The following is a 25,823-nucleotide window of genomic DNA, read 5'->3' on the forward strand; positions in this document are numbered from 1 at the left end:
ATCAGAGAGTGGGAACGGGATGGCTCCCTAACGCCACTAACAAAGCCGCGGCACTCGCGCCACGACAATCCACAACTTTTTCTGCGCCAGCAGCCCGCGCCATCTCGTACACGCGAGGGCTGGGCACGAACAACGGCAGCTGTGCCACCTGTGGCCAATCGGGGCCGGCCAAGGCTTGCAGGTGTAAAAAACCCTGCCCACTGCTGACCACCAGGCCGTTCAAGCGTTCCAACTGGATGCGCTGCACCAGTGCGCCCTTCTCGTAGGCAGGAAGAAAACGCCGATACAATTCCAGGTAGTCGACACTAGCACCTTGCTCGCGCAAACGCTCTGCCAACAACTCCCGCCCGCCCTCGCCGCGCAGGATCAGCACCCGGGCGCCCGGCTGTGCAATAGCCTCTCGCAATGCGGGCAATTGAAGCAAGGCTTCGCTGTCATCGCCAGTGGCAGGGTAGTGAACATCGAGGCCATGACCGGCCAGAATCTGTGCCGTCGCCGCGCCAACGCTGAACCAGGGCATTGGCGCCACGGCATCCCCCAACCGTTGCAAGGCCAGGCGCGCGGCCGGCTTGCTCACCACGATGACCGCGCAATAACGCTGCAACGCGCCGAACAACGCTTGTTGGTCGGGCGTGATCGGCAACGCTTCGGTCTGCAGCAAAGGCAAGCTGCTGCTGTAAATACCGGCCTCGGACAACAAGGCTCCCAGGGCCATCGACTCCTCGGCAGGCCGCGTCAGCAGCACGCGCCAGTTGGTCACTGCGGGCCGGCCTCGCCATAGACTTTTTGCAGAATGGCACCGGCACCTTTTTCCAGCAGCTCCTCGGCGACCTGAATACCCAAGGCCGCGGCATCACGCTGCGGCCCACGCACTTCGGCAGTCAGCAGGGTACCGCCGTCCGGGTCACCCACCAGGCCACGCAGCCACAGGTTTTCACCTTCGAGTACGGCATAGCAGGCGATTGGTACTTGGCAGCCACCGTTGAGGTGTTTGTTCAACGCACGTTCGGCGGTGACACGCACTTCGGTATCCGCGTGATCAAGGGGCTTGAGCAGTGCATGGATTGCGCTGTCGGCAGTGCGACATTCGATACCGACTGCGCCCTGCCCGCCGGCGGGCAAGCTGTCTTCGACGCTGATGGCCGACGTGATGCGGTCTTCGAAGCCCAGACGGATCAGGCCGGCGGCGGCGAGGATGATCGCGTCATATTCGCCGGCGTCCAACTTGGCCAGGCGGGTGTTGACGTTGCCGCGCAGGAAGCGGATCTGCAAATCGGGGCGCCGGGTCAACAACTGGGCCTGTCGACGCAGGCTGGAAGTGCCGACGATACTGCCCAGCGGCAATTCATCCAGGGACGCGTAGGTGTTGGAAACAAAGGCATCGCGCGGGTCTTCGCGTTCACAGATGCAAAAAAGGCCCAGGCCTTCTGGGAAGTCCATGGGCACATCTTTCATCGAATGCACGGCGATATCGGCTTCGTTTTCCAGCAGCGCGGTTTCCAGTTCTTTGACGAACAGGCCCTTGCCGCCGATTTTCGACAGCGGTGAGTCAAGCAGTTTGTCACCGCGACTGACCATGGGCACAAGGGAGACCTTGAGGCCCGGATGGGCTTGCTCAAGACGTGCTTTGACGTATTCGGCCTGCCACAAGGCCAGGGCGCTTTTACGGGTGGCGATGCGGATTTCGCGAGAGGACATGGATCAATCCGTACTGAATAGATACGGGCGATAATAACAGCTCAGGCAAATACGCTTTGATTTGAATCAGCAAGTGCGGGGCCTCCCTGGCCACAACGCACCGGGATAAGGAATGCAGACCTCGCCGCAGCCCTTGGGCTAAAGCTGCTGCATCATTTTTCGCACGCCGGCGACGTGGCGTCGGCTGACAATCAAGGCATCGCCGTTGAGCCCTTTCAGGAATAGCTGAAAGTGGCCCAGGGGCGTGCGCTGCAAGCGCTCGATACGTTCTCGGGCGACCAGCGCGTTGCGATGGATGCGCACAAAGCGATCACCAAACTCGTCCTCGAGGGCCTTGAGCGGCTCATCGAGCAGCACCTCACCCGACTCATGACGCAGGGTCACGTACTTGTGATCGGCAATAAAATAGACGACCTGGTCAAGTGGGATCAGCTCGATGCCCTTTCGGGTGCGCGCACTGATATGACTGCGTGGCCCGTTACCACTTTGGGCCGCCGGCTGGGTCAGAGCAGCGAGTTGGACACGGTTGGGGCGCTCGGCTTTTTTCAAGGCCTTGAGCAAGGCTTCGACAGTGGCTGGTTTGACGAGAAAACTGGCACCGCTGTCTTCCAGCGTCTGTGCAGAAAACTCATCCTGGGCCGCACATAACACCACAGCCGGGGGCGACTCGCGCTCGCTCAGGCGGGCGGCAACTTGCAAGCCATCGAGGCCCGGCATACGGATATCGAGCAGCACCACGTCCGGCTTGAGGCTATCGATCAGCGTCAACGCCTCCTCCCCGCTGGTGGCACTCGGTTCAAGGACTGTATAACCCTCGAGTTCACTGACTAGACGGCTCAGTCGCTCGCGGGCTTGGGGTTCGTCATCAACGATCAGGACATTCATATTGCGCTGGATTCCTGCGTGAGTCTCGCACAAGGATAGCGTAGACAGGTGCGGTGACTTGCGTCACAGCGATCCACGCTAAGACTAGCGCGAGCGGCAAAAAGTGCCCTGAGAGTGGCACCCAAATTTACCCGGACCTGTTCAATAGCGCCCAACACCTGCTGCCTTCGGGCATCGTCGTAGGGTTCACTGATACACAATCCGAATACCCCCCTGTTTAATGGATAGTCTGGTTATGACCGCATCACCCGACTTTGGTGCATTCACACACTATCAGTCCAACTGTAGACGCTCACCGAGACGACATTGCTCAATCGTCAAATATCGTTTCAATAAGTACCTGCCTCCAGTCTCGTCCCGGATGCGGTCGGCGGCAAGGCACTTAGCCACCCTCTGCACAAATAAAATTGCCGACCACCCGCAGCACCGCCTCCACAGGCAACCCTGTTATTATCGCCGGCACACCTCCATGCCTCTTTCAAGCAGATCACGAGCGAATCCATGAGCACCGACAAGACCAACCAGTCCTGGGGCGGCCGCTTCAGTGAACCCGTCGACGCTTTCGTCGCGCGCTTCACCGCCTCCGTAACTTTCGACCAGCGCCTCTACCGCCACGACATCATGGGCTCTATCGCCCACGCCACGATGCTGGCCAAGGTCGGCGTGCTGACCGACGCCGAGCGTGACAGCATCATCGACGGCCTGACCACCATCCGCGGTGAGATCGAGGCCGGTACATTCGACTGGCGCGTCGACCTGGAAGACGTGCACATGAATATCGAGGCACGCCTCACCGATCGCATCGGCGTTACCGGTAAGAAACTGCACACTGGCCGTAGCCGGAACGACCAGGTAGCCACCGATATCCGCCTGTGGCTGCGCGATGAGATAGACCTGATTCTGGCCGAAATCACCCGCCTGCAAAAAGGTTTGCTGGAGCAGGCCGAACGTGAATCGGACACCATCATGCCCGGCTTCACCCATCTGCAGACCGCACAGCCGGTGACTTTCGGCCACCACCTGTTGGCCTGGTTCGAGATGCTCAGCCGTGACTACGAGCGGCTGGTGGATTGCCGCAAGCGCGCTAACCGCATGCCGTTGGGCAGCGCCGCGCTGGCCGGTACCACCTACCCGATCGACCGCGAGTACACCGCGCAACTGCTGGGTTTTGACGCCGTGGGTGGCAACTCCCTGGACGGTGTGTCGGACCGTGACTTCGCCATCGAATTCTGCGCCGCCGCCAGCATTGCGATGATGCACCTGTCGCGCTTCTCGGAAGAGCTGGTGCTATGGACCAGCGCGCAATTCCAGTTCATCGACCTGCCAGACCGCTTCTGCACCGGCAGCTCGATCATGCCGCAAAAGAAAAACCCCGACGTGCCCGAGTTGGTGCGTGGCAAGAGCGGCCGCGTATTTGGCGCGCTGATGGGCCTGTTGACCCTGATGAAAGGCCAACCATTGGCCTACAACAAGGACAACCAGGAAGACAAGGAACCGCTGTTCGACGCCGCCGACACCCTGCGCGACTCGCTGCGTGCCTTTGCCGACATGATCCCGGCGATCAAGCCCAAGCACGCGATCATGCGTGAAGCGGCCCTGCGCGGGTTTTCCACCGCGACTGACCTGGCAGACTACCTGGTGCGCCGTGGCCTGCCGTTCCGTGATTGCCACGAAATTGTCGGCCACGCAGTGAAATACGGCGTAGACACCGGCAAGGACCTGGCGGAAATGAGCCTGGAAGAGCTGCGCCAGTTCAGCGACCAGATCGAGCAGGATGTGTTTGCCGTTCTGACCCTGGAAGGCTCGGTGAATGCCCGCAACCATGTGGGCGGCACTGCGCCGGCGCAGGTGAAGGCAGCCGTGGTGCGCGGCCAGGCATTGCTCGCCAGCCGCTAAGAGCTTCGCGAGCAAGCCCGCTCCCACATTCGACTGCATTCCAAAGCTGGAACTCGGTCAAATGTGGGAGCGGGCTTGCTCGCGAAGGCGTCACCACAGTCGCCAACCCTCTATTTCCTCGCCGCAATCATCGCCATGAATGCCGGCATCGCCGCCTCCCGATCCGCCGCGACCTTCTGGGCATTGGGCAACCCATGCAATCGCTCCAGCAACGCCTTCGCCGCCGGAAACTCAGCCAACAGGTCCAGGCCGAACAGCTTCTCGCCCACGGCACAGGCGAGGTTCACGCTGTACATGAAATACAGATCCGCAAGGGTGAAGCTCTCCCCCGCCACAAAAGGCGCGAACTTGCCGTGCCGACCTAAACTTCCCACCCCAAGCAGCAACTCGGCCTTGGTTTTCTCCTTGATCGCCTCCGGTACCGGCATGCCAAAAAAGGCCTCGGCGAAACACGCACGGGCGGGCAATTCGATGTACAGCTCGATTTCGCGACACAGCGCCAGCACCTGAGCACGCTGAAACGGCTCAGCCGGGAGCAGCGCTGGGCCTTCCTGGGTTTGCTCGATGTACTCCAGAATCACGCTGGTTTCATTGATAAAACCTTGCTTGACGCCCAGCACCGGTACTTTGCCCCTGGGGCTGACGGCCAGGGCTTCGGGGGTTTGCCCGGCATAAAAAGGCACCTCTTCGAAAGGCAGTCCTTTTTCCATCAGCGCCAGCTTGACCATGTTGTAGTAGTTGCTGACCGAAAATCCGTAGAGCTTGAGCATTGCAAATGCCTCCAGGCCGGGTGTGGGGTTGGCTGCAAGAGTTATAGATCCTCAAGGCCGGCCTGACCAGAAGCATCGCTCGCCTGAATGGGGGTAGACTGGCGCCCTTTCCTTGAGGAGCCTGCCATGAGCGAGCCGACCGATATTGATAACGACGAAGAAGAATTTGCCGAGACCACATTGATCGAGGCCATCGAGAACCAGATCGAAAGCGATAACCCGCCTGCCGCCAAGGCCACCTTTAACAAATTGACCTTGGTAGGTTACGAGCGTGAAGAGATCCTGCAATTGATGGCCCATGTTCTGGCCGTCGAGATCGATGCCTTGCTGGAAGAAGACCGCGCCTTCAATACCGAATGGTATGAAACTGCACTGCGGGCACTCCCTGAACTGCCGCCGGAAAAGCAATAACCCTGGCACGCAGCAACACGCTGGACAGTTCGGCAAAGTGCGTTCACCTTATGGCCTGCTAGCCTCTAATAAATTTTAGAAAGTCTGGAGTCCTTATGTCGTATACCCCTGAGTTGGTTGCCGAACTGGAAATCCTTGCACTCTTCAACCTGGGCAGCTCCCAGGAAGGTCTGAAAGTCCACCAGACCGCAGCTCCCACTGCCATCGCCGCTGCCCGGCGCCTGTATGACAAAGACCTGATCGACCAGCCAGATGGCGGTTATCTGACCAGCCTTGGCCGGGATGCTGCCGAGCACGCACAAAGCCTGCTGACTATTCTGACTACCGCCACGACCAAAGAAGCCGCCTGACACCTGATACCGCCCATGGAATCCGCCCCCTGCGGATTCCGCGGGCGTTGTTGTGTGGTGCACAAAATTCTGACGCCAAAAACCATTTCCCTCTAAAACTCCTGCGCTACTGTCTGTAAACTCCTACACGGCCGCCCACGTCGGGCCCTGCGAGCCACCGAGTTCGACATGACCCGCACCCATGAAATCCGCCCCGACCTGGACGAAGGCATCGACCGTAAGGTGCTGACCCAGTTGCGTGCGCGCTTCATGGCCCTCAATCAAGGTCGCATGGCCCGAGCCGTCGAGGGGCTGACCCCGCGCCAGCAAAGCGTGCTGACCTTGTTGCCGCTGTTTTTCCACGTCAATCACCCGCTGCTGCCAGGCTATGTCTCCAGCAGCACGCCGGCCGGGCTGTCGAATTTCGAACCTGACGCCCAGGCCCTGGCGGAAGCCCAGCGCCTGACCCGCTCGTTCTCTTATAAGCCGCGCCATGGCAACCCGCCTTGTCCGATCCACGGCCTGTTCCTGATGGGCAGCCTCGGTACACTGGCCCAGGCCGATCAAAGCGATATGGACGTGTGGGTGTGCCACGCACCCGACCTGAATGACAACGAACTGGCCGAGCTGCGCAAGAAGTGCCAACTGCTGGAAGCCTGGGCCCTGGGCATGGGCGCCGAGGCGCATTTCTTCCTGATCGAGCCGACGCGCTTTGTGCTGGGTGACCGTGATACACAACTGAGCTCCGACGATTGCGGCACCACTCAGCACTACCTGTTGCTGGACGAGTTCTACCGCACCGCGATTTGGTTGGCCGGGCGCACGCCCATTTGGTGGCTGGTGCCGGTCTATGAAGAACACCGCTACGCCGAATTTACCCACACCCTGATTTCCAAGCGCTTTATCCGCGCCGATGAAACCCTCGATCTCGGTCACCTGGCCCATATCCCCCCAGGCGAATTTATTGGCGCCGGGCTGTGGCAACTGTTCAAGGGCATCGAGTCTCCGTACAAATCGGTGCTAAAGCTGCTGTTGACCGAAGTCTATGCCAGCGAACATCCGAACGTGCACTGCCTGAGCCTGCGCTTCAAACGAGCAGTATTCGCCAACCACGTGGATCTGGATGAGCTGGACCCTTACATCGTGGTCTACCGCCGTATCGAGGAATACCTCAAGGTCCGCAACGAGCCGGAGCGCCTGGAACTGGTACGGCGCAGCCTGTACCTGAAGGTCAACCGTAAGCTCAGCGCCGGTCAGCGCACCGCCAGTTGGCAACGGCTGTTAATGGAGCGCCTGGCCCATGAATGGGGTTGGGACCAACGCCAACTGGCCCTGCTGGACAGCCGCAGCCAGTGGAAAGTGCGCCAGGTCGCTTCCGAACGCCGCGCCCTGGTCAATGAGTTGAACCACAGCTATCGCTTCCTTACCCAATTCGCCCGTAGCGAACAGAGCGCCAGCCTGATCAACAAGCGCGACCTCAATGTGCTGGGCCGGCGCTTGTACGCAGCGTTCGAGCGTAAGGCCGGCAAGGTCGAGTTCATCAACCCCGGCATCGCCCCGGATCTGGCCGAAGACACCTTGACCCTGGTGCAGTCGCCCATCCGCAAGGAGCCGGGTCAGCACCACTGGGGCTTGTATAACGGCAACCTTACCGCCCTGGAATCGGAGCACTTCGCGCCGATCAAACGCAGCCGCGACCTGCTGGAAATGCTCACCTGGTGCCACCGCAATGGTGTGATCGACAGCAGCACGCGCCTGGCGCTGCACCCCGGCGCCAGCGACATGACGGAGTTCGAGCTGTTCAATCTGCTGGGCAGTCTGCAACAGACCATCGCCCTGCCCTTGGCCAGCGCCGATGAAGCTCGCCTGTTGCGTCCGGCGGTGCCGGAAGAAGTGTTGTTGCTGATCAACGTTGGCGTGGACCCGCTCAAGCATCACCGCGACCTGAATATTTTAATGACCACCGAACGCACCGACTCACTGAGCTATGCCGGTGTACGCGACAACTTGGTACTGACCCTTGACCAAGTCACCCTAAATAGCTGGAACGAAGTGATGGTCAGCCGCTACGACGGCCCCCATGCCCTGCTCGACTGCCTGCGCGACTACCTCAATCAGTTGCCGCCAGACCATTTGCCACGCCTGCGAGTGCGCTGCTTCTGTCACAACCGTGCGCAGTTCATTGCCCAGCGTGTGGAGGAAGTATTCGATACCGCGCAGAACCTGCTGCTCAGCCAAGGCAATCATCGCTACCTGCTCCAGGTGCAGCAGCACTATCACGTCATGGAGCTGAGACCGGGCCAAGCCACTCATGTGTCACTGCCAACCCAGGACGCGCTGATTGCCTACCTCAGCGAAGAACTCGCCAGTTACAGCCCGTGGCACCTGGACGCCATGGCTCTGGAAGACCACGACCTGGCGCTGCTGCTGCCCATGGGCCAGGCCGACTGCGTGCAGGTGTTCTACCGGGCCAATGAAGGTTTCGCCGAGCTGTACGTGCTCGACGAATTCAACGCCCTCTGGCAACAACGCTTGCCGTTTCATGATGAACAAAGCCTGCTGGCCCCGCTGCAGCGCTTCCTGCAATCGGTGCTCTATCGCCGGGAAGCGCTATCGTCCCTGGACGCCCAGCAGCCGCTGGGTGAAGTGCAGACCTTGTACTACCAACTGTTGCCATCGGGCAGCACCCGCGCGCGCGGCGTCGAACCAAGGCCGGCCCCGCAGAACCCGACCAACAAGCCGTTTTATGACGTGCAGGCGATTATCGGCAAGGCGGCTCCGGGCCAAGTGGGGATCACCCTGTACTGCAATCAGCGGGAGTTTTCCGAGCTGGAATTTGGCGACCAACTGTTTGCCGTGGTCGCACGAGAGATCGTCGGGCAACGCCGGGAAACCGAGCGTTACCGTTGCTATATCACTGACCTGGATTTGTCAGGCCTGCTCGGTGATGTGCAAAGCCCAAGCAATCTGTACCTGCGCTACAAGGCCGAGCTGGAGCTGGCGCTCAATGAAGCGCTAAGCCAGATTTAGAGAGAGAAGGGACCGCCATCTTTGGGCTGGCCTTCAACGCTGAGCAACTCCAGCTTGAGGGTCTTGCCGCCGGGCGCTGGCCAGTCGATGTGCTGGCCCACTTGCAGGCCCAGCAAAGCACTGCCCACCGGCGCCAGGATCGAGATCTTGCCTTCGTCGGCATTCGCGTCCTTGGGGTAGACCAGGGTCAGGTGATAGTCCTTGCCACTGCCTTGTTCACGGCAATGCACGCTGGAGTTCATGGTCACGACAGTTGCAGGCACTTCATCGTGGCCAACCACTTCTTCGGCGCGGTCGAGTTCGTGTTGAAGGGCTTCGACGCCCGGCGAGTCTTCGCCCACACGGTCGATCAGTTGCTCAAGACGCTGCACGTCGAGACGGGTAAGAATGATGGAAGGTGCGGTCATGATTCAGGCAGACTCCTTTTTTCTGCACGAAAAAGCAAAACCCCGCCAGGAAAAGGCGGGGTTCTCACGGACCTCGATGAGTTGAGGTGTACCCGGACACTACCACAGCGACACAAATAAACAAGATGGCGTCAGGCGTGTGCCTTGCGCTGCTCTGCCTGGGCACAGATCACCCGGCGCCGCGCATCGTCGGCGGAGCGCCATTCACGGATGTCTTCCACGTGGCGGAAGCAGCCGAGGCAGACTTTCTGCTCGTCCAGGCGACACAAACTGATACAAGGTGACGGGACCGCCGGGCTGACATTGCTGAACAGCGGCTTGGGCGGGCGTACGGGTGCAGGCTCGGTCACGATCAGATCTCGTCGAAGTCCAGGTCAGCGCCGGACTGTTCCTTCGTGAGACGAGCAAGCATTTCGCTCAGCAACTCCTCAGTGGTGTCGTGCGCCCAACGGTTTTCCTCTTCATCGTAATCGAAGTGAAAACCGCCGGTGCGCGCTGCGAGCCACAGTTGGCGCAACGGTTCCTGGCGACTGAAGATCAACTGAGTGCCGTTCTCGAACTTAACGGTCAGCACACCGGCCGAGTTCTCCAGATCCACATCCAGGCCGCTGTCGTCGAAAATATCTTCCAGCGCCTGCTGGGTCGAATCCACCAGGTCGTGAAAACGGGCTTCGGTCAAACTCATTGTGGCAACCTCAAAAATGTCTGGTTTTGCTCAAGCGCCGCACGATACGGACGAGCTTCGCCGATTGCAAAGGATACCGATTTCATTACAGATGGCAGTACGAAATATCCTCAAACAGCGTAGCCCGCTTCCCGACCATCTCGCCAAACCCCCGCCGGACGGGAATCCCGGCGCATAGGCAAGCTGGCAGGTGGTCGGTATACTCGGGCGCAATTAATGCATATTCAAGGATTTCGCCATGAAGCGCCTGATCTCTTCCCTTGCTGCGCTCGTCGCGGTCGCTTGCCTCGTTAGTGCCTGTGGCCAAAAAGGCCCGTTGTACCTGCCGGATGACAGCAAAGATCCGAATGAACAGGCGCAATCGTCGCAAAAGCCGTCAAAAGCGCATAAGCACGACACCTACTAAGGGAAACTTATGGACGCTTTTAACTACCGGGACGGCGAGCTGTTCGCGGAAGGCGTGGCGTTGTCCGCGATTGCCCAACGCTTTGGCACTCCGACCTATGTGTACTCCCGTGCGCATATCGAAGCCCAATACCGCTCGTTCACTGACGCTCTGGAGGGCGTGCCGCACCTTGTGTGCTATGCGGTCAAGGCCAACTCCAACCTGGGTGTACTGAATGTCCTGGCGCGTATGGGCGCCGGTTTCGACATCGTGTCCCGTGGCGAGCTGGAACGTGTGCTGGCCGCTGGCGGCCAGGCTGACAAGATCGTGTTCTCCGGCGTCGGCAAGAGCCGCGAAGACATGCGCCGCGCCCTGGAAGTCGGCGTGCACTGCTTCAACGTCGAGTCCACCGACGAGCTGGAGCGCCTGCAAGTCGTGGCGGCCGAGATGGGCGTTCGTGCGCCGATCTCCCTGCGCGTCAACCCGGATGTCGATGCTGGCACCCACCCGTACATTTCCACAGGTCTCAAAGAGAACAAGTTCGGCATCGCCATCGCCGACGCCGAAGACGTGTACATCCGCGCCGCCCAACTGCCGAACCTGGAAGTGCTGGGTGTCGACTGCCACATCGGCTCGCAACTGACCACCCTGCCACCGTTCCTGGATGCCCTCGACCGCCTGCTGGCGCTGATCGACCGCCTGGGCGAGTGCGGTATCTACCTGCACCACATCGACCTGGGCGGCGGTGTGGGCGTGCGTTATCGCGACGAGGAGCCACCTGCCATCGCCGACTATATCCAGGCCGTACGTGAACGTATCGAAGGTCGCGACCTGACGCTGATGTTCGAGCCGGGCCGCTATATCGTCGCCAACGCTGGCGTGCTGCTGACCCAGGTCGAGTACCTGAAGCACACCGAACATAAGGATTTCGCCATCGTCGATGCGGCGATGAACGACCTGATCCGCCCGGCGCTGTACCAGGCCTGGATGAATGTCACCGCCGTGACGCCTCGCAACAGCGAAGCCCGCGCCTATGACATCGTCGGCCCGATCTGCGAGACCGGCGACTTCCTGGCCAAGGAGCGTCAGTTGGCCCTGGAAGAAGGTGATCTGCTGGCCGTGCATTCGGCGGGTGCCTACGGGTTTGTCATGAGTTCCAACTACAACACCCGCGGGCGTACCGCCGAGGTGCTGGTGGACGGTGATCAAGCATTTGAAGTGCGTCGCCGCGAGACGGTAGCCGAGTTGTATGCTGGCGAAAGCCTGCTGCCGGAGTAAGCCATGCTGCTGCGTTTTACCAAGATGCACGGGCTGGGCAATGATTTCATGGTTCTCGACCTGGTCAGCCAGCACGCGCACATCCTGCCCAAGCACGCCAAACAGTGGGGCGATCGTCACACCGGTATCGGTTTCGACCAGTTGCTGCTGGTCGAGGCGCCGAGCAACCCGGAAGTGGATTTCCGCTACCGGATCTTCAACTCCGACGGTTCCGAAGTGGAACAGTGCGGCAACGGTGCGCGCTGCTTTGCGCGCTTTGTGCTCGACAAGCGCCTGACCGCCAAGCGCCAGATTCGCGTCGAGACCAAAGGCGGCGTGATCGAACTGGATATCCGCAGTGACGGCCAGATCAGCGTCAACATGGGCGCGCCACGCCTGGTGCCGGCGGATATTCCGTTCCAGGCCACCGAGCAGGCTCTCAGTTACCCGCTGGATGTGGATGGCAACACCGTGGATATCGCGGCTGTGTCCATGGGCAACCCCCATGCGGTGCTGCGGGTCAACGACATCAATAACGCCCCGGTGCACGAACTGGGGCCGAAGATCGAGCATCACCCGCGCTTTCCGGCACGGGTCAATGTGGGCTTCCTGCAGGTGATCGACCGTACCCGCGCGCAATTGCGCGTATGGGAACGCGGCGCCGGCGAAACCCAGGCTTGCGGTACCGGCGCTTGCGCCGCTGCCGTTGCCGCGATCAGCCAGGGGTGGATGGATTCGCCGCTGTTGATCGACCTGCCCGGCGGACGCTTGTCCATCGAATGGGCAGGCCCTGGCCACCCGGTGATGATGACCGGGCCGGCCTCGCGCGTATACGAAGGACAGGTCCGTCTATGAGTGAGCCAAGCTAATGACCGATAAGCCTCAAGTACCCGCACAAGCGACCCCGAGTGAAAGCCTGGAGGCCGCTGCTGTCGCGGCGTACCTTGAGGCTAATCCGGACTTCTTCGTCGAGCACGAAGAACTGCTGCCGGCCCTGCGTATTCCCCATCAGCGCGGCGATACCGTGTCGTTGGTGGAGCGGCAGATGAAGATCCTGCGCGAGCGCAATATTGAAATGCGTCACCGCCTCTCCCATCTGATGGACGTGGCCCGCGATAACGACCGCCTGTTCGACAAGACCCGCCGCCTGATCCTCACCCTGATGGATGCCGCCAGCCTGGAGGAAACGGTGATCGCCGTGGAAGACAGCCTGCGCGAGGATTTCCAGGTGCCCTTCGTCAGCCTGATCCTGTTCAGCGAGAACCCGATGCCAGTGGGTCGCTGGGTCAGCGGGGGCGAAGCGCAGACGGCCATCGGCGGCCTGCTTTGCGAAGGCAAGACCGTCAGCGGCACCTTGCGCGAGCATGAGCTGGACTTCCTGTTCGGCGTCGAACAGCGCAAGCAGATCGGCTCTACGGCGGTCATTGCCCTCAGCCATCAAGGCTTGCACGGCGTACTGGCCATCGCCAGCCGCGACCCGGCGCACTACAAGAGCTCGGTGGGCACCTTGTTCCTGACCTACATCGCCGAAGTGCTGGGCCGCGTCCTGCCGCGCCACACCAGCACCCTGCGCGCGGTGCGCTGACCATGGAACGGCAACTGGACGCTTACTGCGCTCACCTGCGCAACGAGCGCCAGGTGTCGCCCCACACCCTTGAAGCCTACCGACGGGACTTGAACAAGGTCCTGGCCTTTTGCGAAAAACAGCACGTCAGCAGTTGGCAGGCCCTGGACATACAGGCCCTGCGCAGCCTGATCGCACGGCTGCACCAGCAAGGCCAGTCCTCGCGCAGCCTGTCTCGCCTGCTGTCGGCGGTGCGCGGCCTCTACCACTATCTCAACCGCGAAGGCGTATGCGATCACGACCCGGCCAACGGCCTGTCCCCGCCCAAAGGCGAACGGCGCCTGCCCAAGACACTGGACACTGACCGCGCCCTGCAACTGCTCGACGGTGCTGTAGAGGATGACTTCCTGGCCCACCGCGACCAAGCCATCCTCGAACTGTTTTATTCCTCGGGCCTGCGCCTGTCGGAGCTGACTGGCCTGAACCTCGATCAATTGGACCTCGCCGATGGCCTGGTGCAGGTCCTCGGCAAAGGCAGCAAGACCCGCGTGCTGCCGGTGGGCAGAAAAGCCCGGGAAGCCTTGCAACTGTGGCTGCCGCTGCGCCTTTTGACCAACCCGGCGGACGATGCGGTGTTTGTCAGCCAGCAGGGCCGGCGCCTGGGGCCACGGGCAATCCAGCTGCGGGTCAAGGCTGCCGGCGAGCGGGAGCTGGGACAGAATCTGCACCCGCATATGCTGCGCCATTCCTTCGCCAGCCATCTGCTGGAATCGTCACAGGACCTGCGCGCCGTGCAGGAACTGCTCGGCCACGCCGATATCAAGACCACGCAGATCTACACCCACCTCGATTTTCAGCACCTGGCAACGGTGTACGACAGCGCCCATCCACGGGCCAAACGCATCAAGGGCGGCGACTCATGAGTATCAAGCTGATCACCTTCGACCTGGACGATACCCTCTGGGACAACGTACCCGTCATCATCAGCGCCGAAGCGTCGATGCGAGAATGGCTGGCGACCCACGCCTCCAAAGTAGGCGACCTGCCCCTGGAGCATTTCGCCCGTCTACGCCAGCAGGTGCTGGAACGCCATCCCGAGCTTAAGTACCGCATCAGCCTATTGCGCCACCGAGTGCTGATGCACGCGTTTGAAGAGGCGGGTTATCCACAGCCGCAAGCCACGGAAATGGCAGATGTGTGCTTTGAAGCGTTCATCCATGCCCGCCACCAGCTCACCGTCTTCCCTGAAGCTGAGCCGATGCTTCAAGCCTTGCGCCAGCACTTTTTGCTGGGGGTGATCACCAATGGCAATGCCGATGTGCAGCGCGTTGGCCTGGCGGACTACTTTCACTTTGCCTTGCGCGCTGAAGATATCGGCATCGCCAAACCGGATGCACGATTATTTCAGGAAGCGTTGCAGCGTGGCGGGGTCGACGCCAGTGCGGCGGTGCATGTGGGTGATCATCCTGGGGATGATATCGCCGGAGCCCAGCAGGCCGGGTTGCGGGCGGTGTGGTTTAACCCGGCGGGCAAGGTGTGGGAAGGGGATAAATTCCCCGATGCGCAGATTCGCAGCCTGACGCAGCTACCGGAATTGCTCCGCAACTGGCAGTAGCACCAAGGATCAAAATGTGGGAGGGGGCATGCTCCCGATAGCGGTCTGTCAGTCGCCAATGTACCGGCTGAACGACTGCAATCGGGAGCAAGCCCCCTCCCACATTTGAATCACCACAGGGCCCAATGAAATCATCGGGCATGAAAAAGCCCGCAGCGACGGCGGGCTTTTTCAGCAAGCAGGAGGCAGACCTCAGATAGGTCGGCTGCCGTACTTGTTATCCGGCTTCTTCGGTGGATCAGCCACCACGTTAGCCTCGACTTCCTGCACTTTGCCGCCTTTGGCGAGGAATTCCTCCATCGCTCGGGCCAGGGCATCGCGCTCTTTGTTCTTGGCTTCAACGCTCGGCAGTTCATCTACCGAAACGGCAGCCTTGGCTTTGCCTTTGGCAGCAGGAACAGGCGCATCATCGCCACCATCGTCATCCGCAACATCTTCCGCTGCCGCTTCAAGACCTTCTTCGGTGTCGTCTTCGTCACCTACTTCGAGTTCGTCGTTTTCCAGATCATCGTCGCTCATGTTCTACCTCATGACTTGCGAAAAGCAGATTAGTTATAGCCCAGCTTCGCCCTCTGTCGAGGGTGCTGGAAAAAAATCAACATCCACTGGATAACCAGTGGCTTATGCCTCTTCACCGTGCAAGGTGGCGAGGACTTTACGAGCACCGCCATGATCACGGTGCTCGCCCAGATAAACACCTTGCCAAGTCCCTATTGCCAAGCGGCCGGCCTTGACCGGCAAACTCAGCTGGCAGCCCAGCAGGCTGGCCTTGAAGTGCGCCGGCAGATCATCCGGACCTTCGTCGTTGTGTTCGAACCCTGCACGCCCTTGCGGCACCAGCGAGTTGAAAAAACGCTCGAAGTCACGGCGAACCGCCGGGTCGGCATTCTCGTTGACAGTCAACGAGGCCGAGGTGTGCTGCAGCCACAGATGCAACAGGCCCACACGGCACGCCTTTAATTCAGGCAAGCCGGCAAGCAACTCGTCCGTCACCAGGTGAAAGCCCCGGGGCTTGGCCCGCAGGGTAATCAGGGTCTGTTGCCACATACAGTTCTCCGCCCGTCGGCGCGCATTCTAGCGCGCTCTGGGAAAAAACAAAGTGCCGAATACGCCTTCCTAGCTGTAAGACATTTGCACCCTTGAAAATGCCGTGTGGAACCCATCACAAAGTCGACAAAAAACCCATACACCTTTAGCCAAAGACAAACTCCAGGCAAAAAAATGCCCGGCAATCCGGGCATGTTTTTTTCGCGTACTTACAAGTTGTAGCCGCGCTCGTTGTGTTGCGCCAGATCGAGGCCAACCGCCTCTTCCTCTTCAGTGACGCGCAAGCCCATGACCATGTCCAGCACCTTGAGGATGACAAAGGTCACGATCGCCGTGTAGATCACGGTGAAGCCGACGCCTTTGCACTGGATCCAGACTTGGGCAGCAATGTCGGTCACGGTGCCGAAGCCACCCAGTGCCGGGGCTGCGAACACACCGGTAAGGATCGCACCGACGATACCGCCGATACCGTGCACGCCGAAAGCGTCCAGGGAGTCATCGTAGCCCAGCTTGCGCTTGAGGGTGGTGGCGCAGAAGAAGCACACCACACCGGCGACCAGGCCAATCACCAGGGCGCCCATCGGGCCCACGGTACCCGCGGCAGGCGTCACGGCGACCAGGCCGGCCACCACACCCGAGGCAATGCCCAGTGCGCTTGGCTTGCCGTGGGTGATCCACTCGGCAAACATCCAGCCCAGTGCCGCAGCTGCGGTGGCGATTTGAGTGACCAGCATCGCCATGCCTGCAGTGCCGTTGGCCGCTGCTGCGGAACCAGCGTTGAAGCCGAACCAGCCGATCCACAGCATGGCCGCGCCCACCAGGGTGTAACCCAGGTTGTGCGGTGCCATTGGGGTGGTCGGGAAGCCTTTGCGCTTGCCGAGCACGATACACGCCACCAGGCCAGCCACACCCGCGTTGATATGCACGACGGTGCCGCCGGCGAAGTCCAGCACGCCCCAGTCCCACATCAGGCCACCGTTGCCGCTCCAGACCATGTGTGCGATCGGCGCGTAGACCAGGGTGAACCAGATAGCCATGAAGATCAGCATGGCGGAGAACTTCATACGCTCGGCGAAAGCACCGACAATCAGCGCTGGAGTGATGATGGCGAACGTCATCTGGAAGGTGATGAACACAGCTTCCGGAAACAGCGCCGCAGGCCCGGTGATGCTGGCCGGGGTGACACCCGCCAGGAACGCCTTGCCCATGCCGCCGACGAAGGAGTTGAAGTTGACCACACCCTGTTCCATACCGGTGGTATCGAACGCGATGCTGTAGCCGTAGACGACCCACAGGATGCTGATCAGGCCAGTGATGGCGAAGCACTGCATCATCACCGACAGAATATTCTTGGAGCGGACCATGCCGCCGTAGAACAGCGCCAGGCCTGGGATGGTCATGAACAGCACCAGTGCGGTGGCGGTCAGCATCCAGGCGGTGTCGCCGGAGTTGAGGACTGGAGCAGCCACTTCATCTGCCGCCATGGCCAGGCTTGGCATTACGATGGACAGCAGGGCTCCGAGCCCTGCGAATTTACGCAGAGTCATATTGTTTTCTCCTGGGGCGTTGGGGTTTGGCGGCTTAGATTGCGTCGGTATCGGTTTCGCCGGTACGGATTCGAATAGCCTGTTCCAGATTGACCACGAAGATCTTGCCGTCACCGATCTTGCCGGTGTTGGCCGCCTTGGTTATCGCCTCGATAACCCGGTCAAGATCCTTGTCGTCAATGGCGACATCAATCTTCACCTTCGGCAGGAAATCGACCACGTATTCCGCGCCGCGATACAGCTCGGTATGACCCTTCTGCCGACCGAAGCCCTTGACCTCAGTGACGGTAATGCCCTGCACGCCGATCTCGGACAGTGACTCGCGTACATCGTCCAACTTGAACGGCTTGATGATGGCAGTGACTAGCTTCATGAAAACTCTCTCCCGAATTGGTGGACTTGCCCCAGGAAAACAAACCCGTCTCAAGTCTAAGCGCAGTGCCTGGCTTTGTAACGCATCGTCGCCTCGGCATTTGCCGTTGCGACGCCAGCGAACCACTGGTGACGAAACCTGTATCCCTGATCCGTCAGCGCACTGCATTCGTCACAGCGACTGCATCAGTGCATGGGTCATGATCGTCTAAGCAGAAACCTTGCCAGCTCCGTAAAAATCACTGAAATCAATCCTTTGCCTACTTTTACCCACCCACGGGGCGTTTGCGTGGCCTCAATGCGCATCAAAACAGTGCGCGGCCGCCCGTCACTATGCGCGAAAAGCGTGCGCCTGCGGCCGTGAAAGGACTATAGACGCTGCGTGGTACACTGCCCGCCAACAGTTTTCCGGAATATTTCCCATGCTCGCGCCCAAAGACCTCCTCGACGCCCTGAGCGGCCACGCCTCTCGCCTGTTCAGCGGCGACACCCCGCTGCCCCGCAACGAAATCGAAAGCCAGTTCAAGGCATTGCTGCAAAGCGGCTTCAGCAAGCTCGACCTGGTGAGCCGGGAAGAGTTTGATAGCCAAATGGTGGTGCTGGCCCGCACGCGTGCGCGGTTGGAGAGCCTGGAGGCGAAGGTGGCGGAGTTGGAAGCCAAGTTGACGCCACCCGCCGCTGAATAAACGCGGTCAGTGTGGGAGCTGGCTTGCCTGCGATAGTATCGCCTCAGTCTTTCTGATACACCGAGGCGTCTGCATCGCAGGCAAGCCAGCTCCCACATAAAGCGCTGCGAACGACTCCGGATACGTTCTGTAAAACCTCCCCCGCCTCGCTCTTCCCCACCTCGTCTACCCTTGAAAAACCCGCAGGAAGCGGCCTCTCTTTCAAGGAACGAGCATGTCCCTCGCCATCGTCCACAGCCGCGCCCAGGTCGGCGTCGAAGCCCCTGCCGTCACCGTCGAGGTCCATATGGCCAATGGTTTGCCATCGTTGACGCTGGTGGGCCTGCCGGAAACGGCAGTGAAGGAAAGCAAGGACCGCGTGCGCAGCGCCATCCTGAACTCAGCGCTGCAATACCCAGCCCGCCGCATCACCCTTAACCTTGCGCCTGCCGACTTGCCCAAAGACGGCGGGCGTTTTGATTTGGCGATTGCCCTGGGGATCCTCGCGGCCAGCGTGCAGGTGCCGGCGTTGATGCTCGATGACGTGGAATGTTTGGGAGAGTTGGCCCTGTCCGGCGAGGTACGGGCGGTGAAAGGTGTGTTGCCGGCAGCGCTGGCAGCCCGCAAGGCCGGGCGCACCGTGATAGTGCCACGCGAAAATGCCGAGGAAGCCTGCCTGGCGTCGGGGTTGAAAGTGATTGCGGTGGATCATTTGCTGCAGGTAGTGGCCCACCTGAACGGGCATGTGCCGATTGAACCGTACAAGTCCGATGGCTTGCTGTATTTAAACAAACCTTACCCGGACCTGAGTGAAGTGCAGGGCCAATTGGCAGCCAAGCGCGCTCTACTGATCGCGGCGGCAGGCGCACATAACCTGTTGTTCAGCGGGCCACCGGGCACCGGCAAGACCTTGCTTGCCAGTCGGCTACCGGGCTTACTGCCACCGCTGAGCGAGCAGGAAGCCCTGGAAGTCGCCGCGATCCAATCGGTGGTCAGCCTGGCTCCGCTGAGCCATTGGCCTAATCGCCCGTTTCGTCAGCCACACCATTCGGCATCCGGGCCGGCGCTGGTGGGCGGCGGCTGTGACATTTGGAAATAGATGCAACTAATCGGAAATAGATGCAACTGACAGCACGAAAGTCATAACGACTGATTTCTCAGAACTTTGACTAAACAGGCATTTCAATAGCTGGTCAGACAACCCAGAAAATCGCGTTCTAACGGGCACATACCTGCTCTTCACGGACAAAGAACAGGCAGTTTGGAGTTGTGTACGGCAAACGCCCGATGTACGAACGGCCATGAGGCGTTTTCGGTGGCGCTAGCGAAGGTGGCCTCTATCGCGCAAACGTTGATTGAGAGGCACGTGTCCTTAGCTCTGGCAACAGCGAGATTAATGCCAGTACACCTAGGCCAGCGCCAACCCAAAGCGCCCCCTGTAGCCCCAAGCCAGCTGCAATACCCCAGCCGCCGATCCACGAGCCCGCCATAACGCCGAGCATGATGCATGCCGTATGTACGGAGTTGACCAGCATGTTGTTATGTCCAACACGTGCCCCGCGGGTAATTAGGGCTGGGTTCATCGAAACACCGGTCAGGCCGATTACCACCAGTGCCACGATCGCGACGGCTTTGATTTGGCCGAACAAAGCAAAGATCACCATTGCAGCAATTGCTGCCACCAATCCGTACGCGATGACACTGATAGTATGACGGTCGGCCAACCTGCCAACGATATTGTTGCCTACCAGCGTTGCAAGACCGTAGACCACCAGCAGAGCGGGAACGATTGCCGCCGAAAAACCGCTAACTTCTGTCAAGATCGGCACAAAATAGGTGAAGCCCGCAAAGGTTGCACCGATCAGCAATAGGCTGGTGGCATAGACTTCCCACAGTTTGCCGTTTCTGAACACAGCCAGCTCTGAACGTAATGACGAAACGCGGGGAGGCGCCGGAAGCGGCGGCATTAGTTTTATCACCAGCAGCCCGACTAGCATGGCCACAACAGCCACCGCCAGGAAGCTGATACGCCAACCGAACCAGTCGCCAACCAGCGTTGCCGCCGGTAATCCGAGGACGGTCCCCACCATCAGGCCACCCAGTACCATTGACGAGGCACGCCCAAATAAATGGCTTTCCACCAGTTCCGAACACGCTGTCAGGGCGACACCAAAAAATGCCGCAGACGCAATTGCCGTGACGAGCCGTGCGACCACCATGATTTCGTAGCCCGGCGCCAGCGCGCCGATAATCTGCCCAACCACAAATAGACCAATCAAACCCAGCAGGGCTTTCTTGCGAGGAACAGCGAGCAGCGCGACGGTCAGCAACGGCCCCCCAAAGGCCATGGCGCCAGCATAGATTGTCACCAAATACCCCACGGCAGCGTATGAAACACCGAAGTCGCTCGATAACTCGGGCATTAAACCGGCCACCATGTACTCGCTGGTGGTGAGGGCGAAGATTGCAGCGCCTAGTACATAGATTATCAGGGGCATAATATTTCAACCTCGAACAATTTGGTCATCAATCCGTGTGATTTCACGCCATCGGTCTCGCAGCAAATCAGTGCGATTTGCAAAGCCCTTCAATGCGGATTGCAACCCGCTCCTTTGGGTAAAACCGTGGCGCAGTGGGCAAACAAGTTTGAGCTAGTGCGAATAATTGTCAGGCCACATTCCGTCAATAGCGAGTGCAGTGCTGCCTTTGAATAGGACCTTGAGTAAAAACCATCGACACCGGTGAAAATCATGCCGTCAGCCTGCGAATGGCGCTCTAGCCTCTCCACCCCGCACTTGAGGTAATAACGCTGTCTGACGCTGCTCGCCTCGAGACTGTCTCCAAATACACAAATCACTGCGGCGACGTTGCGGGCCGCTAAAGACTTCAATAGACGGGCTGGATCACGAAAGTTACCCAGCAAATTGAAAGGCAACAGGTACAGCTCCTTCGCCCCTAGCGGTGCATGGCCACAGTCAATGTGGTTTAGCACATCGCCAACAAGGGTGCCTGCTCGATCTGCCATACCCTCGCGTTCAATACGATCCTGTAGGAGCTGAATCGCCCGCTGGTTGAGATCAACACCGAGGTACCGCGCATTGAGCAACCTGGCAATCTCTAGCGCGCGTCCGTCGTAGCATCCTAGCTCCACTAGCACGTCACAGCGAAAGTACGCCATCGCTTCAAACGTCATCAGGCTTTCCATTTGCAACAACGGCAATACGTCATCCGGAAAGTTGGCCAAGGTCATGATTGTTGTCGCACCGGAATCCTGCTCATAGAAAGCGGACTCCCGATGCAAACTGATGTTTGAGTTAAGGTCCTGACTCACATCTACCCCCAGCCATTGCTGGCTTTGATGATTGATCCAAATTGCCCTCTTGCCGTTGCGCCGAGCGGCAGGTCCGGAGTGAAGACAGTGAATTGGTTGTGGTCAGGGTCAGGACGTTAGGCGCGTATCTACCAGTTCGATCAGCTCACCCACCGTCTCCAGTGGATCAAGATCCTCATCGGCAATAGGCACTTCGAACGCCTTACGCAGTTTGAATGACAACTCGGTGATCGCCAGCGAGTCCTCAGCAAAGTCCTGCATCCGGCTATGCACAGAGATTTTCTCTCTAGGCACCTTGGCGTAGTCACTAAGCAGCATGAAAATCTTTTCTTCCATGGCTAAAAGCATACTTTTTCTCCCTGAAACAAGTGATTTAGACAATCCTTGGCCAATGTAGCGCCACCGCCCCCCAAGTGAGACCGGCACCGAATCCCGTCAACACGACTCGATCACCTTCTTGCATGATCCCTGCACGATGCCCGTGGGCCAGCGCCAGAGGTATGGACGCCGCCACGGTATTGCCAACGTCCCTTAGGTTGCTCACTACGCGGTCGAACGGCACGTCCAGCTGATCTGCTACCGCCGCCAAAATACGTGTGTTGGCCTGATGCGGCACTAAGTGATCAACGTCGCCAATGCCCCAGTTCACTGTTTTGAGAAGCTGTTGCACCGACTCAGTCATGTGAGTCACCGCTTCGTTGAACACAGCGCGTCCGTCCATGCTGAAAAAGCCCGTTGCCTGCTGGCTTTTCCGTTCTTCATGGGTGATCACCGGTGTCATGAGCAACCCGGCCTGAGTGCCATCGCTGCCCAGGTCGAAGCCAAGCAATGCACCAGCTTCGGAACTGTCTCCAGCGCGCAGCACCACCGCGCCCGCTCCGTCCCCGAACAGCGCCCGGGTAGAGCGGTCGCCGGGGTCTAGAGTACGCGTGAAGGTGTCGGCACCAATGAGCAATACGTTCTGCGCCCCCCCCCCCGTGATCAGTGCGCTGGCGACGGCCAGGCCGTAGACAAACCCGGTACAGACCGCCGAAATATCGAATGCCATTACCCCGGTCATGCCCAGCGCGGCGGCGACCCTGGGCGCGGTGGCCGGGCAAGAAAAGTCCGGGGTAGCGGTCGCCAGCACAACAGCTTGCACGCGCTTGAGTCCGGCACTCAACAATGCACATTTTGCGGCTTCAATCGCTAGGTCGCCGGTACTTTGGTGAGCCGCCGCAATATGACGCTGACCAACACCGGTGCGTGTGCGGATCCACTCATCCGAGGTATCCAGCACTTCGGCAAGCATGTCGTTGGTGACAATGGCCTCAGGTACATAGCTGCCCAGGCCACAGATAACGGCTGCACGTGCCATGGTCAGGCCCCCTGGACGATCTTTGCGGCAGCTTCCACGCCACCCAGTGCCTCAAGGTGGCGCAGTGGGTTCCAGAAGTCGCGGTACAGCACAATCTTTCCGTCTCGCGACTTGATCACCGAGATGTAGTCCTGCTTGAGTGCGCCACCTGACACCTTGGCCACGCCGTCGCCATGGAACTCTCCAATGGCCAGGTCAGGGTCGTTGGTGTCGTAGAACGACACCTCAGTGAAATTGACTTGCAAGTGTTCCGGAAACTTACGCATGTGCGCCCAGATCACCTCGCGCCCCTCGAAGCGAGTGTTCCAGCCAGGCGGAGCATATGGAAACTCCAACACTCCGTCTTCATGAAACAGGTCGCACCAAGCCCTGGCGTCACCGTTTTCCAAGAGCTGCAAACTATAGGTGAGAATTTCTCTGGCATTCATCGTGTATTCCTTTCAGGGGGGAGGTAGACGTAATGCTTGGCCCGGGCAAGATTGGAACGCTGATCAAGGCCCGTAAGAAAGTGATCGGTAACCACTGCAGTTCCGAGTGAGGTACCGCCAGGGCAAGATTGGGAAACCGGCCGAGCAAGCGACCTATAGCGATGCGCCCTTCCAGTCGCGCCAGCGCCGCACCCACGCAGTAGTGCACACCGAAGCCATAACCGAGGTGGCCATCGGTATTACGTGTCAGGTCAAGATGATCGGGGTTCTCAAATCGGTCCGCGTCGTGATTGGCGGTCAGGTTGGAGACCAGGATGTACTCTCCCTTGGGAATGGTAACGTCACCCAGCAGCACGTCTTCGACGGTAAAGCGCAACATGGACGCGCGCACCGGGCTGTCATGGCGCACCAACTCCTCCAGGGCGTTGGGCAGCAAATCGGGCTGGGCCCGTAACTGGGCCAATTGCTCAGGGTGGGTCAGCAGCGTGACCATGGCATTACCGATCATGTTCATAGTGGTCTCAAACCCACTCATCAACAGCAAATGTGCCATGCCTACCAGTTCGAGTTCGGTCAATTTCCCGGTTTCATCGGCAGCCTGGACTAGGCCGCTGTACACGTCATCAGCCGGTTGCTCGCGCTTGGCTTGCAGCAGTTTCTTGAGGTACATCGCTTGTTGGTCTGCTAGTGCGTTGGCTTCCTCGGGTAGCAACAATTGAGCCTGGCGCTCCCAGGAATCACGCACATGATCACGTTCGGCTTCAGGAATTCCCAGCAACTCGAAGATCACAGCGATGGTCAATGGCACGGCGAAATCAGCCATCAAGTCGGCTTGCTCGCGCAACGCAATGGCGTCAAGCAACTCTTCGGTCACTCGCTCTATATGCGGTTGCAGGCGCTCAATGTGGCGCCTGGTAAAGGCACGACCCACCAATGCCTGCAAACGTGCATGATCCGGCGGGTCGCAGTTGAGCATATGGTGACTGAGGGATTCGCCAATTTCCGCACGCCGGATCCCCGTGCGCCGGGTATAGAGTTCGGCTGCCTGCTTCGCATCGCGCCGCACGCCGGGATGGGCCAGCACGGTCCGGGCATCTTGGTAGCGTGTCACCAACCACACCGGATGATTCGGTGCCAGGTGTGCAGGCCGTGATGCGCCATCAACCTGCAGGCCGTCATACAGTGAATGCAAAGGCGAAATCAATTCCTCTCCCAGCCGAAGTTGACGGTCAGACACGTTGCACCTCCTTGTCAGCCGGTGCCGGAGTAACGATAGGCCGGAACATCTTGTCGATCATGGCGTCGGGCAGCAGCCGCGCGAGCAGGGTACCGCGCCTCACATCGGCGCCAACTCGATAGCGGGTCTTCGGTTTGCTCGCCGTGAGTGCCGCAAATACGGCGGCAGCGACATCAGCCGGCTGGGTTAGGCTGTTGCGTGCTCCCTCCTCGTTACCCTTCAGAAAGCGCAGATACGTCTCACGATAAAGTGTGGCGACAGCCTCTGGAACTGACGCTAGTGCACGCTCGCCTTCGACCGAGATCTTGTTCCAGATCGGTGTCCAGATTGCGCCCGGGCTCACCACTGAGACGGCAATCCCCATGGGCGCCAGCTCACGGCGCAGAGCGTCGCTGAGGCCTTCTTTGGCAAATTGCGCGGCGGAGTAAGCCCCCAGATAAGGAATTGCAACCGAGCCAAGCCCCGACGTTATATTGACCAACCGTGCACTGTTTGAACGACGTAGCAACGGCAGAAACGCTCGTGTAACAGCAAGCTGACCAATCAGATTGACCTCTAACTGTTTGCGCAGCAGGTCGCTCGACACGCACTCCAGTGGAGCAGAAACGCAAATCCCGGCATTGTTGATCAGTCCCCAAAGACCTGCCGGACCGATCAGCTTGGATACACTGGCTGCCGCAGAGTTGATCGTGTCCTCATCGGTCACATCGATGATCACCGTGGTAATTCGCCCCGACGTGCACTGCGCGACCAGTTCCTGCCCATCGGCGGGCCGGCGTACCCCCGCAACAACTTCAAAACCTTGTTCAGACAGGTGCATAGCGGTTTCTCGTCCGAGGCCTGATGAGGCCCCGGTAATCAATACAAATTTGCCTTGGGTCGGCAAAGGCTTGCTGCTGAACATCAT

29 protein-coding genes and 1 pseudogene are annotated in these 25,823 nt (G+C 59.6%); 12 read left to right on the top strand and 18 right to left on the bottom strand.

Features of this window, described 5'->3' with window-relative positions:
- Position 1 precedes the first annotated feature (1 nt).
- From JFT66_RS29960 to JFT66_RS26360, 3 genes are all read right to left on the bottom strand, one after another.
- Positions 2-760, bottom strand: coding sequence for a uroporphyrinogen-III synthase (locus tag JFT66_RS29960; protein ID WP_332875125.1), 759 nt, complete (start codon positions 758-760; stop codon positions 2-4).
- Entirely contained in the window at positions 757-1,698 is a 942-nt protein-coding gene (gene hemC, locus JFT66_RS26355) for a hydroxymethylbilane synthase (RefSeq protein ID WP_034116373.1), read from the bottom strand. Before hemC ends, JFT66_RS29960 begins: the two co-directional genes overlap by 4 nt.
- A gap of 138 nt (positions 1,699-1,836) precedes the next feature.
- Entirely contained in the window at positions 1,837-2,583 is a 747-nt protein-coding gene (locus tag JFT66_RS26360) for a LytR/AlgR family response regulator transcription factor (protein WP_034116374.1), read from the bottom strand.
- 501 nt (positions 2,584-3,084) lie between these two features.
- On the opposite strand from JFT66_RS26360, the gene argH reads away from it, so the two are divergent.
- Positions 3,085-4,479: an argininosuccinate lyase gene (gene argH, locus JFT66_RS26365; protein ID WP_024078056.1), complete on the top strand. Its 1,395-nt coding sequence runs from the start codon at positions 3,085-3,087 to the stop codon at positions 4,477-4,479.
- A gap of 110 nt (positions 4,480-4,589) precedes the next feature.
- Here argH and JFT66_RS26370 read toward each other — a convergent pair whose 3' ends face one another.
- Positions 4,590-5,249, bottom strand: a complete 660-nt coding sequence (locus JFT66_RS26370) for a glutathione S-transferase family protein (protein WP_034116376.1) — start codon at positions 5,247-5,249, stop codon at positions 4,590-4,592.
- Between the two features lie 126 nt (positions 5,250-5,375).
- On the opposite strand from JFT66_RS26370, the gene JFT66_RS26375 reads away from it, so the two are divergent.
- The 3 genes from JFT66_RS26375 (at position 5,376) to JFT66_RS26385 (ending at position 9,019) form a co-directional block, all read left to right on the top strand.
- Positions 5,376-5,660 (top strand): hypothetical protein, encoded by a 285-nt coding sequence (locus JFT66_RS26375; RefSeq protein WP_034116377.1) that lies wholly within the window; start codon positions 5,376-5,378, stop codon positions 5,658-5,660.
- Positions 5,661-5,755: 95 nt separating this feature from the next.
- Positions 5,756-6,010 carry a TIGR02647 family protein gene (locus tag JFT66_RS26380; protein WP_034116378.1) on the top strand — a complete coding sequence of 85 codons (255 nt, stop codon included), beginning with the start codon at positions 5,756-5,758 and terminating at the stop codon, positions 6,008-6,010.
- A gap of 168 nt (positions 6,011-6,178) precedes the next feature.
- Positions 6,179-9,019 carry a class I adenylate cyclase gene (locus tag JFT66_RS26385; protein WP_198860441.1) on the top strand — a complete coding sequence of 947 codons (2,841 nt, stop codon included), beginning with the start codon at positions 6,179-6,181 and terminating at the stop codon, positions 9,017-9,019.
- On the opposite strand, the gene rnk is transcribed toward JFT66_RS26385, so the two are convergent.
- The 3 genes from rnk to cyaY form a co-directional block, all read right to left on the bottom strand.
- Positions 9,016-9,426 carry a nucleoside diphosphate kinase regulator gene (gene rnk, locus JFT66_RS26390; protein ID WP_034116380.1) on the bottom strand — a complete coding sequence of 137 codons (411 nt, stop codon included), beginning with the start codon at positions 9,424-9,426 and terminating at the stop codon, positions 9,016-9,018. The genes JFT66_RS26385 and rnk overlap by 4 nt on opposite strands.
- Before the next feature lie 131 nt (positions 9,427-9,557).
- Positions 9,558-9,776, bottom strand: a complete 219-nt coding sequence (locus tag JFT66_RS26395; RefSeq protein WP_034116381.1) for a DUF1289 domain-containing protein — start codon at positions 9,774-9,776, stop codon at positions 9,558-9,560.
- A 2-nt stretch (positions 9,777-9,778) separates the two neighbouring features.
- A complete protein-coding gene (cyaY, locus tag JFT66_RS26400; protein ID WP_034116382.1) occupies positions 9,779-10,111 on the bottom strand; it encodes an iron donor protein CyaY in 333 nt (110 codons plus the stop codon).
- A gap of 238 nt (positions 10,112-10,349) precedes the next feature.
- Between cyaY and lptM the strand changes: the two genes are divergently transcribed.
- The 6 genes from lptM to JFT66_RS26430 are packed head-to-tail and all read left to right on the top strand — an operon-like array spanning position 10,350 to position 14,932.
- On the top strand, positions 10,350-10,517 hold the full coding sequence (gene lptM, locus JFT66_RS26405; RefSeq protein WP_003195417.1) for an LPS translocon maturation chaperone LptM: 168 nt from the start codon (positions 10,350-10,352) through the stop codon (positions 10,515-10,517).
- 9 nt (positions 10,518-10,526) lie between these two features.
- Positions 10,527-11,774 (top strand): diaminopimelate decarboxylase, encoded by a 1,248-nt coding sequence (gene lysA, locus JFT66_RS26410; protein ID WP_034116383.1) that lies wholly within the window; start codon positions 10,527-10,529, stop codon positions 11,772-11,774.
- 3 nt (positions 11,775-11,777) lie between these two features.
- Positions 11,778-12,608, top strand: a complete 831-nt coding sequence (gene dapF / locus JFT66_RS26415) for a diaminopimelate epimerase (protein WP_153837375.1) — start codon at positions 11,778-11,780, stop codon at positions 12,606-12,608.
- Between the two features lie 13 nt (positions 12,609-12,621).
- Positions 12,622-13,338: a DUF484 family protein gene (locus JFT66_RS26420; RefSeq protein WP_153837374.1), complete on the top strand. Its 717-nt coding sequence runs from the start codon at positions 12,622-12,624 to the stop codon at positions 13,336-13,338.
- Positions 13,339-13,340: 2 nt separating this feature from the next.
- Entirely contained in the window at positions 13,341-14,240 is a 900-nt protein-coding gene (gene xerC, locus JFT66_RS26425) for a tyrosine recombinase XerC (RefSeq protein WP_034116386.1), read from the top strand.
- Positions 14,237-14,932, top strand: a complete 696-nt coding sequence (locus JFT66_RS26430) for an HAD family hydrolase (protein ID WP_034116387.1) — start codon at positions 14,237-14,239, stop codon at positions 14,930-14,932. The genes xerC and JFT66_RS26430 overlap by 4 nt, the downstream gene beginning before the upstream one ends.
- A gap of 192 nt (positions 14,933-15,124) precedes the next feature.
- Here the strand turns inward: JFT66_RS26430 and sutA are convergent, their stop codons facing one another.
- The 4 genes from sutA to glnK form a co-directional block, all read right to left on the bottom strand.
- A complete protein-coding gene (sutA, locus tag JFT66_RS26435; RefSeq protein WP_015886504.1) occupies positions 15,125-15,451 on the bottom strand; it encodes a transcriptional regulator SutA in 327 nt (108 codons plus the stop codon).
- Positions 15,452-15,553: 102 nt separating this feature from the next.
- Positions 15,554-15,979, bottom strand: a complete 426-nt coding sequence (locus JFT66_RS26440) for a secondary thiamine-phosphate synthase enzyme YjbQ (RefSeq protein WP_034116388.1) — start codon at positions 15,977-15,979, stop codon at positions 15,554-15,556.
- 209 nt (positions 15,980-16,188) lie between these two features.
- Entirely contained in the window at positions 16,189-17,526 is a 1,338-nt protein-coding gene (locus tag JFT66_RS26445; RefSeq protein WP_034116389.1) for an ammonium transporter, read from the bottom strand.
- 34 nt (positions 17,527-17,560) lie between these two features.
- Positions 17,561-17,899: a P-II family nitrogen regulator gene (gene glnK, locus JFT66_RS26450; RefSeq protein WP_002555808.1), complete on the bottom strand. Its 339-nt coding sequence runs from the start codon at positions 17,897-17,899 to the stop codon at positions 17,561-17,563.
- Positions 17,900-18,320: 421 nt separating this feature from the next.
- Between glnK and JFT66_RS26455 the strand changes: the two genes are divergently transcribed.
- Positions 18,321-18,584: an accessory factor UbiK family protein gene (locus JFT66_RS26455; RefSeq protein ID WP_034116390.1), complete on the top strand. Its 264-nt coding sequence runs from the start codon at positions 18,321-18,323 to the stop codon at positions 18,582-18,584.
- A gap of 214 nt (positions 18,585-18,798) precedes the next feature.
- Positions 18,799-19,644 (top strand): annotated as a pseudogene (locus JFT66_RS26460) (YifB family Mg chelatase-like AAA ATPase); the annotation flags it as partial.
- Between the two features lie 256 nt (positions 19,645-19,900).
- Here the strand turns inward: JFT66_RS26460 and JFT66_RS26465 are convergent.
- The 7 genes from JFT66_RS26465 to JFT66_RS26495 all read right to left on the bottom strand — a co-directional run bounded on the left by JFT66_RS26465 (position 19,901) and on the right by JFT66_RS26495 (position 25,823).
- A complete protein-coding gene (locus JFT66_RS26465) occupies positions 19,901-21,061 on the bottom strand; it encodes an MFS transporter (RefSeq protein ID WP_198860443.1) in 1,161 nt (386 codons plus the stop codon).
- Positions 21,062-21,150: 89 nt separating this feature from the next.
- Positions 21,151-21,813 (bottom strand): class I SAM-dependent methyltransferase, encoded by a 663-nt coding sequence (locus JFT66_RS26470; RefSeq protein WP_198860465.1) that lies wholly within the window; start codon positions 21,811-21,813, stop codon positions 21,151-21,153.
- Positions 21,814-22,002: 189 nt separating this feature from the next.
- Positions 22,003-22,242 (bottom strand): acyl carrier protein, encoded by a 240-nt coding sequence (locus JFT66_RS26475; protein ID WP_198860444.1) that lies wholly within the window; start codon positions 22,240-22,242, stop codon positions 22,003-22,005.
- Positions 22,243-22,267: 25 nt separating this feature from the next.
- A complete protein-coding gene (locus JFT66_RS26480; RefSeq protein WP_198860445.1) occupies positions 22,268-23,251 on the bottom strand; it encodes a beta-ketoacyl-ACP synthase III in 984 nt (327 codons plus the stop codon).
- Positions 23,252-23,253: 2 nt separating this feature from the next.
- Complete coding sequence (locus JFT66_RS26485) at positions 23,254-23,679, bottom strand: nuclear transport factor 2 family protein (RefSeq protein ID WP_198860446.1); 426 nt, start codon at positions 23,677-23,679, stop codon at positions 23,254-23,256.
- The gene (locus JFT66_RS26490) at positions 23,651-24,916 is read right to left on the bottom strand and encodes a cytochrome P450 family protein (RefSeq protein ID WP_198860447.1); all 1,266 of its coding nucleotides are present in this window, start codon (positions 24,914-24,916) and stop codon (positions 23,651-23,653) included. The genes JFT66_RS26485 and JFT66_RS26490 overlap by 29 nt, the downstream gene beginning before the upstream one ends.
- Positions 24,909-25,823, bottom strand: a complete 915-nt coding sequence (locus JFT66_RS26495; protein ID WP_198860448.1) for an SDR family NAD(P)-dependent oxidoreductase — start codon at positions 25,821-25,823, stop codon at positions 24,909-24,911. Before JFT66_RS26495 ends, JFT66_RS26490 begins: the two co-directional genes overlap by 8 nt.

Origin of the sequence: Pseudomonas sp. MF6755 (assembly GCF_016405635.1) — a bacterium.
GTDB lineage: Bacteria > Pseudomonadota > Gammaproteobacteria > Pseudomonadales > Pseudomonadaceae > Aquipseudomonas > Aquipseudomonas haemolytica.